The organism is Janthinobacterium sp. HH106, assembly GCF_001758725.1.
In the GTDB taxonomy this organism is placed as follows: domain Bacteria; phylum Pseudomonadota; class Gammaproteobacteria; order Burkholderiales; family Burkholderiaceae_D; genus Janthinobacterium.
The window spans coordinates 40,355-54,447 of record NZ_LRIC01000016.1 but is presented as its reverse complement, the minus strand read 5'-3'; the positions used below and the strand labels follow the sequence as shown (position 1 = coordinate 54,447).

General features: G+C 65.8%; 11 protein-coding genes. 8 read left to right on the top strand and 3 right to left on the bottom strand.

The window, feature by feature from the left end; genetic code table 11:
• Positions 1 to 124: 124 nt before the first annotated feature.
• A complete protein-coding gene (locus JAB8_RS08615; RefSeq protein ID WP_254679478.1) occupies positions 125 to 634 on the top strand; it encodes a hypothetical protein in 510 nt (169 codons plus the stop codon).
• 4 nt (positions 635 to 638) lie between these two features.
• Here the strand turns inward: JAB8_RS08615 and JAB8_RS08610 are convergent, their stop codons facing one another.
• Entirely contained in the window at positions 639 to 1,877 is a 1,239-nt protein-coding gene (locus tag JAB8_RS08610) for an MFS transporter (protein ID WP_070289200.1), read from the bottom strand.
• Entirely contained in the window at positions 1,874 to 2,413 is a 540-nt protein-coding gene (locus JAB8_RS08605; RefSeq protein WP_070289199.1) for a PadR family transcriptional regulator, read from the bottom strand. Before JAB8_RS08605 ends, JAB8_RS08610 begins: the two co-directional genes overlap by 4 nt.
• Positions 2,414 to 2,513: 100 nt before the next feature.
• Between JAB8_RS08605 and JAB8_RS08600 the strand changes: the two genes are divergently transcribed.
• The gene (locus tag JAB8_RS08600; protein ID WP_070289198.1) at positions 2,514 to 3,083 is read left to right on the top strand and encodes a GNAT family N-acetyltransferase; all 570 of its coding nucleotides are present in this window, start codon (positions 2,514 to 2,516) and stop codon (positions 3,081 to 3,083) included.
• A 118-nt stretch (positions 3,084 to 3,201) separates the two neighbouring features.
• On the top strand, positions 3,202 to 4,740 hold the full coding sequence (locus JAB8_RS08595; protein WP_175445170.1) for an oligopeptide:H+ symporter: 1,539 nt from the start codon (positions 3,202 to 3,204) through the stop codon (positions 4,738 to 4,740).
• Positions 4,741 to 4,851: 111 nt separating this feature from the next.
• Here the strand turns inward: JAB8_RS08595 and JAB8_RS08590 are convergent, their stop codons facing one another.
• Positions 4,852 to 6,483, bottom strand: a complete 1,632-nt coding sequence (locus JAB8_RS08590) for an alpha-D-glucose phosphate-specific phosphoglucomutase (protein ID WP_070289196.1) — start codon at positions 6,481 to 6,483, stop codon at positions 4,852 to 4,854.
• A 168-nt stretch (positions 6,484 to 6,651) separates the two neighbouring features.
• Between JAB8_RS08590 and JAB8_RS08585 the strand changes: the two genes are divergently transcribed.
• The 5 genes from JAB8_RS08585 to JAB8_RS08565 all read left to right on the top strand — a co-directional run bounded on the left by JAB8_RS08585 (position 6,652) and on the right by JAB8_RS08565 (position 14,091).
• A complete protein-coding gene (locus tag JAB8_RS08585) occupies positions 6,652 to 7,137 on the top strand; it encodes a sigma-70 family RNA polymerase sigma factor (RefSeq protein WP_175445169.1) in 486 nt (161 codons plus the stop codon).
• Between the two features lie 8 nt (positions 7,138 to 7,145).
• On the top strand, positions 7,146 to 8,240 hold the full coding sequence (locus JAB8_RS08580; RefSeq protein ID WP_070289262.1) for a FecR domain-containing protein: 1,095 nt from the start codon (positions 7,146 to 7,148) through the stop codon (positions 8,238 to 8,240).
• 85 nt (positions 8,241 to 8,325) lie between these two features.
• Positions 8,326 to 10,749 (top strand): TonB-dependent receptor, encoded by a 2,424-nt coding sequence (locus JAB8_RS08575; protein ID WP_070289194.1) that lies wholly within the window; start codon positions 8,326 to 8,328, stop codon positions 10,747 to 10,749.
• Positions 10,750 to 11,023: 274 nt separating this feature from the next.
• Complete coding sequence (locus JAB8_RS08570; RefSeq protein ID WP_175445168.1) at positions 11,024 to 13,285, top strand: TonB-dependent siderophore receptor; 2,262 nt, start codon at positions 11,024 to 11,026, stop codon at positions 13,283 to 13,285.
• Positions 13,286 to 13,344: 59 nt separating this feature from the next.
• A complete protein-coding gene (locus JAB8_RS08565; protein WP_070289193.1) occupies positions 13,345 to 14,091 on the top strand; it encodes a DUF4198 domain-containing protein in 747 nt (248 codons plus the stop codon).
• Positions 14,092 to 14,093: the final 2 nt, after the last annotated feature.

The following is a 14,093-nucleotide window of genomic DNA, read 5'->3' as shown; positions in this document are numbered from 1 at the left end:
GCAGACCAAAAGCTGCTTGCGCCTGCCCGGCAGCCCCGAGAGCCATCTTCCACGGAAGGTGGCTTTTTTTCGTCTTGCTTTTTAGAAATTTCAACGATTGCCCGCCTGCACGTTTTGCTTTAGCATGGCCGCCATCGTCCCTCTTTCTCACGCCACCATCATGCAGCCACGCGCCTCTTCTTCCAAAACCACCATCATCGCCGGCATCCTGGCCGGCTTGCTGGCCGCCGGGCTCGGCGCTTTCTACCTGCACCAGCAAGGCGCGCCGCACGGCACCAATGCCCCGGCCGCGAGCAGCCAGGCGGCGCCAGAACAGAGCGCGCGCGCCGTCGATGCGCTGATGGCATTGCCGGAAATCAAGGCCTGGTCGGCGCATATCGAAAAGGCTTCGGGCGGCCGCGCCCACGGCGCCGTGATGGAAACGTCGCCCGACGTGCGTCTCATCGATGGCAAGCCCTACTATGACCTGAACTTTGTGGAAAACACGCCGGACGCGGCGCACCGCTGGGAGAGTTTCGTCGTCTCCCAGGATGGCAAGCGCATCCTCGTCGACGACGTCGTCAGCGGTGAGCTGATCAGCCTGGAACAATGGCGCAAGGACAATGCGCCCATGCAGCGCATCGCCACGCAGTAATCCCCTACGCCGGCGCGCCCTGCGGCGGCGCGCCGCGCACGCGCGCCACCCACCACACCGTCCACAGCGACAAGCCCGCCGCCAGCCAGCCATTGATGCCGTAGCCGCTGATGTGGCCGGCCGCATCCGTCTGCAGGGTCAAGCCGCCCAGCCAGGCGCCCAGGCCGCTGCCAAAGCTTTGCAGGGCCGAATTGGCGCTGAGAAACGCGCCCCGCTTGTGCGGTTCCGGGATGGTCGTCAGCAGCGCCTGCAGCGGCACCATGCGGCCCGAGACGAGAGCCATAAAGAAGGGAAACGCCAGCATCAGCCCCAGCAACGGCAGCTGGGGCAAGTGCGTCATGAACAGCAGCGGCGCAATCGACAGCAGGGACACCCAGCGGTACACCTGCTGCTTGCCGGCCCGGTCCGCCCAGCGGCCGATCAGGCGCGCCGTAAAGATCGTGGCGCAGCCGCCCGCCAGATACACCCAGGTGACATCGGCCGGCGCCAGCCCCATATTGCCCACGAGCACGGGCGAAATGAAGGGAATGACCAGCATGCCTGCCGTCATGTTGACAATCGACAAGGAGAACGCTTTCAGGTGGCGCCGCTCGCGGAACAGCGCCAGCAGGTTCGGCAGCACCTGGCGCAGCGGCGTGGCAGCCGCGCCCATGTGCGCCGTCAGCGAGGGCAGCACGCGCGCCGCGCCCAGCCAGACCAGCAGCGACAGCACGACCAGCAGGAAAAACGGCGAAGCCCAGCCAAAGTGCGCGGCCAGCACCACGCCGATGGGCACGCCGCCCACGGCCGCCATGGCAAACGAGGTCATGACGATGCCGGTGGCCGCGCCGCGCCGCTCGGAAGGAATCACGTCGCCGATGATGGCCATGACCATGGCGCCCAGCACGCCGCCCGTCAGCCCCGCAAACGCGCGCGACCACAGCAGCACGTGGAAGTTCGGCGCCAGCGCGCAAGCGAGGTTCGACAAGGTGAACAGGCAAAACATGGTCAGCAGCAGCTTCTTGTGGTCGAAGCGGTCGATATACGTGGCCGCCAGCAAGCCGGACAGGCCCGCGCACCAGGCGTAGGCCGAGACGGCGCCCGAGACGGCGGCCGGGCCGATGTGGAAAGCCTGCATCAGCTGGGGCGCCAGCGGCATCATCACCATGAAATCCATGATGACGGTAAATTGCGTCAGCGCAAGCAGCCACAGCATCGTGCGCTCGCGCGCCGGCGTCAGCAAGGGAACAGGCGCGGCCGTCATGCCAGCGCCTCGATATCGGTACGGGCCTGGCGCAGGATGGCGCGGATGGCATCGAGGCGCCCGGCATCCGGCTCGCCCGCGCGCCCGCGCGCCAGCACGGCCGCCTTCAGTTCGTGCATCAGGTGGCGCAAATCGTCGTCCGCGCTGGCCGGCGCATCGACCCTGGCGGCAATCGCGTCGACATAGGCGCGGTTCGCCTCCAGGAAACCCCGTCCCTCGGGCGTGATGCTGTGCAGCTTCTTGTTGCCATCGAGGCTGACGGCCACGTAGCCGTGGCCCACGAGGCCGTGCATGAGCGGATAGATGGCGCCGGGACTCGGGGCATACGCGCCGCCGGCGCGCTGTTCGATGGCCTTGATGATGTCGTAGCCGTGGCGCGGCTTGTCGGCGATCAATTGCAGCACCAGGTAGCGCAAGGTGCCCGCGTCAAACATTTTCGGTCCGCGGGCAACGGAATGGCCAGGCGTGCCTGGCGCATCGCCCTGGCCATGGGCTGCCGCGCGCACGGGGTGCATCCCGTGCAGAAGATGGAACATGATGATTCCTTAAGATATATCGCAATAAGATATATCTTATGGTCGAAAACGCAGCAACGCAAGGTTTACTTTCTGGCATCGAAGCCCGATACTCGCCCACATGTCCGCCATCATTGTCCGCCCCCTGACGCCCGACGACGTTGCCGCCTACCGCGCGCTGCGCCTGGCCGGCATCGCCGAACTACCCGCCGCCTTCTGCACCACGCACGCGGCGGAGGGCGGCTTGCCGCTGGCACGGATAGCCGAGCGCTTGCGCATCACGCCCCACCAAATAATATTTGGCGCTTTCGACAAGGATCAATTGATCGGCATTGCCGGCCTGCGCCGCGAACCGATCGCCGTCGTGCATGACAAGGCCAGCCTGTGGGGCGTGTACGTGGCGCCGCAGGCACGCGGGCATGGCGCGGGACGGCAACTGCTGCAGGCAGCCATCGCCCATGCCTGCGCCATTCCCGAACTGGCCCGCCTGCGCCTGGCCGTGGCGCAGGACAACCACGCGGCATTGACCCTGTACCTGGGCTGCGGCTTTACCGTGGAGGACAGCCCCGCGCCGGATGGCATGCTGCAACTGCAGCTGTTGCTGCCGCGCCCGGCGTGTGCAAGTGCAAGCGCAAGTGCCGAAAGTAATGTCTTTATGAAAATCAATACCTTACAAATCCCTGCGAAATAGCGGACAGGCCGTTTTTTCTGTTGCAAGCAAACGCGGCAGGCCTTAGCATCGCGGCTTACAAAAAAAACTTGGGGGAGAGCCAATGTCATCGGCCGAGACACAAACCGCCACAGGCAAAATGCCGCGGCAAATACCGTACATCATCGCCAACGAAGGCTGCGAACGCTTCAGCTTTTACGGCATGCGCAACATCCTGACGCCATTCCTCATCAGCACCCTGCTGCTGATGATCCCGATCGACCAGCGCACGGGCGAAGCCAAGCACGTGTTCCACACCTTCGTCATCGGCGTGTATTTCTTCCCGCTGCTGGGCGGCTGGCTGGCCGACCGCTTCTTCGGCAAGTACAACACCATCTTCTGGCTCAGCCTCGTGTATTGCGCGGGCCACGCCTGCCTGGCCCTGTTTGAAAACAGCGTCAACGGCTTCTATTTCGGTCTGTTCCTGATCGCCTTCGGTTCCGGCGGCATCAAGCCGCTCGTCGCCTCGTTCGTCGGCGACCAGTTCGACCAGACCAACAAGCACAAGGCCAAGCTGGTGTTCGATCTGTTCTACTGGATCATCAACTTCGGCTCCTTCTTCGCCTCGCTGCTGATGCCGATGTTCCTGCGCGATTTCGGTCCGTCGATCGCCTTCGGCATTCCCGGCCTGATGATGCTGGCCGCCACCATCGTCTTCTGGATGGGCGCCAAGAAATACGTGCACGTGCCGCCTGCGCCGCCGAATCCCGATTCGTTCACCCGCGTGGCCCGCACGGCCCTGCTGGCCCGCGTCGACGGCGGTTCGCGTCCCGGCCTGTACGTGGCCTACGTGGGCGTGCTCGGCGCGCTGTACGCGTTCTACAGCATTCCCGAATGGGGCTTCGTGATTTCCGCGTGTACCGCGCTGGTCTTGCTGCTGGCCTTCGGCAGCATCGGCACGGCCATGCAGCTGGAACGCGCGCGCGGCATCCACCCGGACGAAGCCGTCGAAGGCGTGCGCGCCGTGCTGCGCATCCTCGTCATCTTCGCCCTCGTCACGCCGTTCTTCTCGCTATTCGACCAGAAGGCCTCGACCTGGATCGTGCAGGCGAACACCATGGAAAAACCGAGCTGGTTCCTGCCGGCGCAGATGCAGGCGCTGAACCCGATGCTGGTGATGCTCTTGATCCCGTTCAACAACCTGGTGCTGTACCCGATGCTCAACCGCTTCGGCCTGGAAGCGACGGCCCTGCGCCGCATGACGGCCGGTATCGGCTTTTCCTCGCTGGCGTGGATCGTCATCGGCTTGCTGCAGCTGGCCCTCGACAGCGGCAACGCCGTCTCCATCATGTGGCAGATCCTGCCGTACGCCCTGCTGACGTTCGGCGAAGTGCTGGTCTCGGCCACGGGCCTGGAGTTTGCGTACAGCCAGGCGCCCGTGTCGATGAAGGGCGCCATCATGAGCTTCTGGAACCTGTCGACCACGGTGGGCAACCTGTGGGTGCTGATCGTCAACCGCAGCGTCATGAATGAAGGCGTGATCGGCAAGATCGCCGAGAGCGGCATCAGCGTGACGGCTTTCCAGATGTTCTTCTTCGCCGCCTTTGCCGCCGTCGCCATGCTGGCCTTCGGCCTGTATGCGAAGCGCTACAAGATGGTGGACAACTACCGCCAGGCGGCTGTCCCGGGCAAGGCGTAATCATACAAGTAGGTCGGATTAGCCCAAAGGGCGTAATCCGACAACGCTGCTGACAATGTCGTCGGATTACGCGTGGCGATGCCACGCTAATCCGACCTACGCGCCCTTTTTTTACGTCGTCACCGTCGGCGCGTCGCGCCCCGTGCGTGCGCGGATCTGCGCCACTTGCTCGGCCACGGCGATCAATCCCGCCAGCGCTTGCTGGGTCGGGATGTCATGCTGCGCGGGATCGGCCTCGTAGCGCTCCAGGTACAGGCGCAGGGTGGCGCCCTCGGTGCCCGTGCCGGACAGGCGCAGCACGATGCGCGCGCCGTCCGTCATGACGATGCGGATGCCCTGCTGCGTCGCCACGGAACCGTCGACGGGGTCCGTGTAGCTGAAATCGTCGGCCAGCGCCACCGTGTAGCCATCGAACTGCTGGCCCGGCAAGGCGGCCAGCCGGCCGCGCACGGCCGCCATCAGCTGCGCCGCGCCAGCGCTGTCGATGTCTTCATAGTCGTGGCGCGAGTAGTAGTTGCGGCCATAGGTGGCCCAATGCGCGCGCACGATGTCTTCCACCGATTGTTTTTTCTCCGCCAGCAGGTTAAGCCAGAACAGCACGGCCCACAGGCCATCCTTTTCGCGCACGTGGTTCGAACCCGTGCCGTAGCTCTCTTCGCCGCACAGGGTGGCCATGCCGGCGTCGAGCAGGGTGCCGAAGAATTTCCAGCCTGTCGGCGTCTCGTAGCAGGGGATGCCCAGCGCGCTGGCGACCCGGTCGGCCGCGCCCGACGTCGGCATCGAGCGGGCGATACCCTTCAAGCCCCCACGGTAGCCGGGCGACACGGTGGCGTTGGCGGCCAGGATGGCCAGGCTGTCCGATGGCGTGACGTCGAAGCGCCGGCCGACGATCATGTTGCGGTCGCCGTCGCCGTCCGAGGCGGCGCCGAAGTCGGGCGCATCGTCGCCGGCCATGCGCGCGATCAGTTCCTGCGCGTTGACGGGATTCGGGTCCGGATGGCCGCCGCCGAAGTCTTCCAGCGGCACGCCGTTGATGACGCTGCCCTTGGGTGCCCCCAGCATGCCTTCCAGGATGGCCGTCGCATACGGGCCGGAAACGGCGTGCATGCCGTCAAAGCAGATGCGCAGGCCGCCTGCGAACAGGGCGCGGATGGCGTCGAAGTCGAACAGCTGCTGCATCAGTTCAGCGTAATCAAGCACGGGGTCGATCACTTCGACCGTCATCTGCTCGATGCGCACAGTGCCCAAGGCGTCGAGGTCGATGTCGGCCGCGTCGCTGATGCGGTATTCGGTGAGCGTTTGCGTGCGCGCAAACATGGCTTCCGTGACCTTTTCGGGCGCCGGGCCGCCATTGGAGATGTTGTACTTGATGCCGAAATCGCCATCGGGGCCGCCCGGATTATGGCTGGCCGACAGGATGATGCCGCCGCTGGCGCCATGCTTGCGGATCACGCAGCTGACGGCCGGCGTCGACAAAATGCCGCCCTGCCCCAGCAGCACGCGCGCGTAGCCGTGCGCGGCCGCCATGCGCAGCACCGTCTGGATGGCGGCGCGGTTGTAGTAACGCCCGTCGCCGCCCAGCACCAGGGTCTGGCCGCGGCAGTCTCCCAGCGTGTCGAACACGCTTTGCACGAAGTTTTCCAGGTACTGCGGGGCGCTGAAGACCGCCACCTTCTTGCGCAAGCCGGAGGTGCCGGGCCGCTGGCCCGCCACCGGCGCCGTATTAATAACTTGAATAGCCATCTTGCCTCCCTGTTAACTTCCCATGTTAACCGATGCCGGCCGCCCGACAAAGCGTTGTACGCCTGCCACGGTGCGGCAAGCCGCTTAACGCCGCATCCTGGCATATCGTATAATGAGAATCATTCTCATATGCGGCATTCCTGGCTGCGGACTCAGACATCGGACGCCGTGATTGCACGCTATTACCAAGAACTGTTGAACTTTTGCTGGCGCAGCTTGCGCAACCGCGAGGCTGCCTTGGATCTGGTGCAGGAAAGCTATGCGCGCGTGCTGGGCGAACAGGCCGTGCGCGAACCGCGCGCGCTGCTGTACCGCACGGCGCGCAACCTGATGATCGACCAGCACCGCCGCGCAGCCCTGCGCCAGCACGAGGCACTTGACGCGCTGCCGGAAGCGGCGCATCCGGCAGGACCGCTGCATTTGCAGCCGGAACAGGTGCTCGAAAGCAGCCGGGACTGGCAAGCCTGCGTGGCCGCCATCGACGCCCTGCCGCCCCGCTGCCGCGACGCCTTCGTGCTGCACGTCTTCGAGGAATTGCCGCACGCGCAGATCGCCGCGCGCATGGGCATTTCCGTGAGCATGGTGGAAAAACATATCGCGCGCGGCATGCTCAGTTGCCAGGCGCAGTTGCATTCTTTGCGCAAAGCCACATAATGGCGCCCATGACCGCCCGCCCGCCCCGCCATGAGTTCGGCCCGTCCGCCCAGGAGCAGGCGGACTTGCGCGAGTACGCCGACTTTGTTGCCACACAGGATGGCGTGGCGCTGGCGGCGGCCACCTGGTTCAGCCGGCGCGGCAACCTCGATGCGCAGCAACAGGCCGAATTTGCCGCCTGGCTGGCGGCCGATGCGCGTCACGCCCATGCGTATGCGCAGCTAAAGGACACGCACCGCGCCGTGCGCCGGATTCCCGCGCACGTCGCCGCGCGCTGGGCGGTGCCCCAGGCTTCCCCTGCGCCAGTGTCCGCTCCCCGCCGGCACTGGCTGCGCGCCTTGCCGTATGCGGCCGCCGCCATGCTGCTGCTCGGCGTGGGCGCGGGCGGCTACCAGTGGTGGCAGCAACCCACGTTCAGCCAGTCGTATGCCACGGCGCGGGGCCAGCGCCTGGCCGTCGCCCTGCCCGACGGCAGCAAGCTGCAGCTCGACACGGCCACGCAGCTGCACGTCACCGTGTACCGCCAGCGGCGCGAAGTGCGCCTGGCGCAGGGCGAAGCGCTGTTCCAGGTGCAATCAAAGCAAGGGCAGCCGTTCGACGTGCTCAGCGGCCCTTTGACGGTGACGGTGGTGGGTACACAGTTTGCCGTGCGCAACACCCTGGCCCAGGACGGCCAGCTGCGCGTGGCCGTGCAGCATGGCCACGTGCGCGTGGCGGGCGCGCGGCAAGAGCAAGTCGACCTGACGGCCGGCCAGGGCGTCAGCAGCGATGCCGGCGGCCGCCTGTCGGCCGTCGCCAGCCTGGCGCCCGGCAGCGTGGCGCCTTGGCGCGACGGCAGGATCACCTTCGACAACGTGCCGCTGGGCGCGGCGCTGGCCGAGTTCGAGCGCTATGGCGACACGGGCCTGCTCGTGCGCGATCCGGCCGTGGCGCGCCTGCGCATCGGCGGCAGCTTCAGCCTGACCCAGCTCGACCGCTTTGCCGCCGCCCTGCCCCAGCTGCTGCCCGTGCAGCTCGTGCACAGCGGCACTGCCAGCGAGATCCGCATGGCGGCAACAATGCCTGCGCAGGCGCCCGCCATGCATCTGCAACAAAATAAATGAAAATAAGTCGCATTCGCAGGTGAGGATTTTATCCACTGCCGCGTCTACCAGGTGTATCGACAACAAGTAACCTGGAGAATGCCGCATGTGGTCCCCCCGCTTCAATCTGCAACCTGCCCCCCTCGCCTTGGCCGCCATGCTGGCCCTGGGCACGCTCAGCGCCGCACAGGCGCAAACTTTGCCCACCGTCAAACTGTCCATCGCCGCCCAGCCGCTGGGGCAAGCCCTGAATGAACTGGCGCGGCAAGCCAATCTGCAACTGCTGTTTTCGCCCGACCTGGTGGCCGGCAAGACGGCGCCCGCCATCAACGCCACGCTCAGCGTGCGCGACGGCCTCGATCGTCTGCTGGCCGGCAGCGGGCTGCAGGCTTCGATCGACGGCAATGCGGTCATCATCAAGGCGGCGCCCAAGGCCACGGGCGAAACGGCGACCCTGTCGGAAATCACCGTGACGGCCAATGGCGAGCGCACGGCCACCAGCGAAGGCACGGGCGCCTACACGACGCGCGCCGTGACCCTGGCGGGCGCGGAACGCGCGCTGCGCGACACGCCGCAATCGGTGTCGGTGGTCACGCGCCAGCAGATGGATGACAAGAACCTGTTCACCCTGGACCAGGTGCTGGAGCAAAGCACGGGCCTGACGCGCATGAACCGCAGCTTCGGCTCGCATGAATTCCTGTCGCGCGGCAATGCCCTGTCTTACCTGATCGATGGCATGCCCGGCATTTCCGACAATGCCACGGGCTGGCTGATCCCCGACATGGCCGTGTATGACCGCGTGGAAATCCTGCGCGGTTCGGCCGGCCTGATCGTCGGCGCCGGCACGCCGGGCGGCGTGGCCAACCTGGTGCGCAAGCGCCCGCGCGCCGAAGCCCATGCGGACGTGACGGCCACCGCGGGCAGCTGGAACCAGCGCCGCATCGAACTCGACGCAGGCGCGCCGCTGAACGCGGCCGGTACCGTGCGCGGGCGCGCGCTGGTGGCCTATGAAGACCGCGATTACTTCTATGACGCGGCGCACAGCCGCATGCCCCTGTTCTACGGCATCGTCGAGGCGGACCTCGACGCCGCCACCACCGTGCGCGCCGGCGCGCGCCGCCAGCACACGGTGACGGACGGCTACTGGCTGTTCGGCCTGCCCCGCTACAGCGACGGCGCGACCTTGCCCGTGCGGCGCTCGACGTCGCTGGCGCAGGACTGGAACCGCCACGACGCCACCATCGGTGAACTGTTCGCCGACCTCGAACACCGTTTTGGCGGCGACTGGAAGGCCAAAGTTGCCCTCAACCGCACGTATGGGGCCTTCGACCAGCAGGCGGCCATCGTGCGCGGCAGCATAGCCCCCGCCACGCAGCAAGGGGCGCGCCTGTACTCGGTCAACTACCGCAAGCAGGATATCGTCACCACGGGCCTGGACGCCAACGTGGGCGGCAGCTTCCAGGCCTGGGGCGGCAGGCATGAGGTACTGCTGGGCATGAATGCCTCGCGCGCCGTCACCGACGATCATGCGGCCTCGACCTCGCCCGGCCTGCCCTTCGACGTCTTCCATCCGAACAATACGCTGCTTGCCCGTCCCCCGCATCCGACCTGGGACTCGCTGCCGCACCTGAACGAGCAGCACTACGGCGCCTACGCCAGCACGCGCTGGGAACTGCGGCCTGACCTGCATCTGCTGCTGGGCGGCCGCCTGAGCTGGTTCGACAAGCAGACCACGGGCAAGCTGGAGACCGACCCCGTCAGCCGTTACAAGGAAAGCCGCGAATTCACGCCGTACGCGGGCCTGGTGCTCGACCTCGACAAGCGCTGGTCCGTGTACGGCAGCTACGCCAGCATCTTCCAGCCGCAGAGCCTGTACTACACGCTGGGCGGACAACCGTTGAAACCCGTCGTCGGCGACACCTATGAAGCGGGCGTGAAGGGCGAGCTGTACGACGGCCGCCTGAACGTGGCGCTGGCCGCTTTCCGCATCGACAAGCGCGACACGGCCGTGTACGACGAGGCCAGCAACGACGATTGCCTGAAGTGGGACGTGACGGGCAGCTGCTACCGCAATGGCCGCCCCATCCGCAGCACGGGCATCGACGCGGACGCCAGCGGCGAAGTGCTGCCGGGCTGGCAGCTGTCGTCCGGCTACACCTACAATATCGCGCGCGGCGAAGGCGACGAAACGCCGCCCACCGTCACGCCCAAGCACATGCTGCGCGTATCGACCAGCTACCGCCTGCCCGGCGCCTGGAACCACTGGACGGTGGGCGGCGGCGTCTCGGCGCAAAGCGGTTATGTCTACCGGGCCGATGACAATCCCGACGTGCGTTTCCGCAATGGCGGACGCGCGGTGTGGGACGCGCGCGCCGCGTATATTTTCAACCGCCACTGGAGCGCCAGCCTCAGCATCGCCAATGTAACGGACAAGACCTACTGGGCCGCCACGGGTGAATTGCGCCGTGGTAACTACTTCGGCGAACCGCGCAACATCATCCTCACCGTGCGCTACACGCCGGCGCTGTAAGCGCCCGCGCAGCCAGCATCGCGCGCCACGGCCGCCCCCAGTACCGGGCGGCCGTGCGCGTTTACAACATCGCACTCTTGCATGTCTCACAACCCCGCACTATAATAAGAATAGTTCTCATTCACATTTAGACTCGCCAGAGTCTGCACGCAGTCGCCTGACTGCCATATGGCTGGATGACACGCTGCGCCAGCCAGGCCACACCGCCAAGCAAGCCTCCCCTACCAAAAACGCCCGCCGTCCGACGGCGGGCATGCGAGAAGAAGGATGTTTCATGGCGCGAGCAGTTTCGCTGGCCGGCATGGTGGCCGGCCCGTTTTCCCCAACCGTTGGCAATACCGCCCTGCGTCCGCTGGCCGCCGCCGTGCAGGCAACATTGCTGGCGGCGGCGCTGGGCGCAGGCACGGCCCTGGCCGCCGATACGAGCGCCAAGCCGGAGGAAGCCACCCTGAGCGAAATCAAGGTGCAAGCCCAGCAAGACAAGGCCTCGACGGAGCACACGGGTTCCTACACGACAAGGGAAATGGCCACGGCCACGCGCATGGGCCTGTCGATGCGCGAAACGCCGCAATCGATTTCCGTGGTGACGCGCCAGCGCATGGACGACATGGGCTTGAACAGCCTGGCCGAGGTGCTGGTGCAGTCGACGGGCGTGACGGTGCAGGAAAACGACAGCGAACGCACGAGTTTTTCCGCGCGCGGCTTTTCCATCGGCAATTATCAGATCGACGGCGTGGCCGTCAATTCCGGGTCGAATGCGCTGTTCGACACGGCCATCTATGACCGCATCGAAATCGTGCGCGGCGCCACGGGCCTGGTCAGCGGCAATGGCGACCCGTCGGCCACCATCAACATGCTGCACAAGCGTCCCGGCAAGGAATTTTCCGCCTCGGCCGGCCTGACCGTCGGTTCCTGGCGCAAGGTCCGGCTCGAAGGCGACATCAGCGCACCGCTGAATGCGGACGGCAGCATCCGCGGAAGAGTCGTGGTGGCCGGCCAGAACCGCCATTCCTACATGGACCTGTACAAGGAACGCAAGCTGGCGGGCGCCGTCATCGTCGAGGCGGATCTGACGCCGGCAACGTTGCTCACGGCCGGCATCGACTATCAAAAGAACACGCCGAAAGGCACGAGCTGGGGCACCACGCCCCTGTTCTTCGCGGACGGCACGCCGGCCAACATGCCCCGCTCGTTCAATATGGCGGCCAAGTGGAGCAGCTGGGAACGCGAGTTTCAGAACAAGTACGTCTACCTCGAGCACCGCTTCGCCAGCGACTGGAAGCTCAAGGCCGCCTACGGGCGCCTCGACAGCTCCTCGAACGGCAAGCTGTTCTACGGCGGCAGCGGCTATCCGAAACGCGACGGCAGCGGCCTGGAAGTCTGGAGCGGCGCCTTCCCCTACGAGGAAAAGCAGGACAATTTCGACCTGTCGGCCAATGGCAGCTTCCCCCTGTTCGGCCGCCGGCACGACCTGGTGCTGGGCGTGAACGGCTGGAAGCGAAAGGGCACGACGAATGAAACCTTGCTGCCCGATCCGCTGCCGTTCGCCACCACCATCCCCGACTTCCGCAACTGGACGGGCGACGTGCCCGAGCCGGCGCTCACGCGCACGGGCGCGCGCGACGTCGCCACCACGAAACAGTCGGGCGCCTTCATCGCCACGCGCATCAACGTCGCCGACAGCGTCAAGGTGCTGGCCGGCGCGCGCGTGTCGAAGTGGGAAACGTATAACGACCGTTACGACACCCAAGGCCGTTTTGTGAAGCGCAGCTCCGCGTATAAAACAGACGACGTCGTCACGCCGTATGCGGGCCTGGTGCTCGACGTGAGCAAGAGCACGTCGCTGTACGCCAGCTATACCGACCTGTTCAAGCCGCAAAACCTGAAGGACAAGAACAACGCCTTCCTCGACCCGATCACGGGCAGCAACGTGGAAGCGGGCGTGAAGAGCGAATTCCTCGACGGCGCCGTCAATGCCTCGTTCGCCGTGTATGAGGCCAAGCAGGACAATCTGGGCGAGGAAGACAAGTCGGTGCCGCCGACCTTCGTGCTGCCGGATGGCAGCCGTCCGTATATATCGACGGGCAAGGGCACGAAAAGCAAAGGTTACGAAGCGGAAGTGTCGGGCAGCCCCTTGCGCGGCTGGCAGCTGTTCGCAGGCTACACGCACAGCAGCTCGAAGACGGGCAAGGGCGTGGTGACCAACACCATCCAGCCGACCAACATGCTGCGCGTCTCGACCACCTACCGCCTGCCGGGCGAGCTGCAAAATCTCACCATCGGCGGCGGCTTGAACTGGCAGAGCGAGATCTGGACGATGGCCACCCTGCCGAACAAGAGCAAGATCCGCGTCAGCCAGGGCAGCTACGTGCTGGCCAACCTGATGGCGCGCTACCAGATCAGCCCGAAACTGTCGGCCAGCCTGAACGTCAACAACCTGTTCGACAAGACGTATTTCCGCCGCGTGGGCTTCTATAACGGCGGCTATTACGGCGAGCCGCGCAACGTGGCGCTGAACCTGCGCTACCAGTACTGATGCACCGCCGGCCGCTTTTTCCACTCACATAACAAGATAAGCAAGATAAGGGATACACCATGCACATCGCTTCCATCGCGCGCCCCGGCGCCCTCGCCACCGCCCTGCTGGGCGCGGCCCTCGCCTGCGGCAGCGCCAGCGCGCACCAGATCTGGCTGCAGCAGGACGGCAAGGCGGCCAGCGTGTACTTCGGCGAATTCGGCGACAACCTGCGCGAAGCGTCGCCCGGCCTGCTGGACAAGTTCAGCATCAAGAACGTGACGTGGCTGTCGGCCAAGGGCGCGCAGCCGCTGCAGGCGAGCAAGACGGCGGGCGCCTTCCTCCTCAATGGCAAGGTGGGCGCCGGCGAAAGTATCATCGTCGAGGAAAACGCCTACCCGTCATGGGAAGAGAAAAAGGATGGCAAGACCACGCGCACCGTGTGGGTGCCGGCCGCGCGCCTGATCGCCGACGGCAAGGCGCAAGCACCCGCGCTGACCCTGGACCTGGTGCCGACCGGCACACCGGGCCAGTTCCAGGTCAGCTACCAGGGCAAGCCGCTGGCGCAGGCCAAGGTCAACGCCGTGGTGCAGTCGGGCTGGGGCAAGGAAGCGTGGAGCGATGCGCAAGGCCTGGTCAGCTTCCCGCTGCCATGGCAAGGCACGTATGTGCTGGAAGTGCAGCACACGGACAAGACGGCCGGACAGCGCGGCGCGCAAGCGTATGACAAAGCCATGTTCGTGACCACCCTGAGCCTGGTGCAGCCGCAAGGCGTGACGTCGCTGCCGGCCGGCCCAGCCCAGCCGCCGAGCAAGGATCACGACTGACC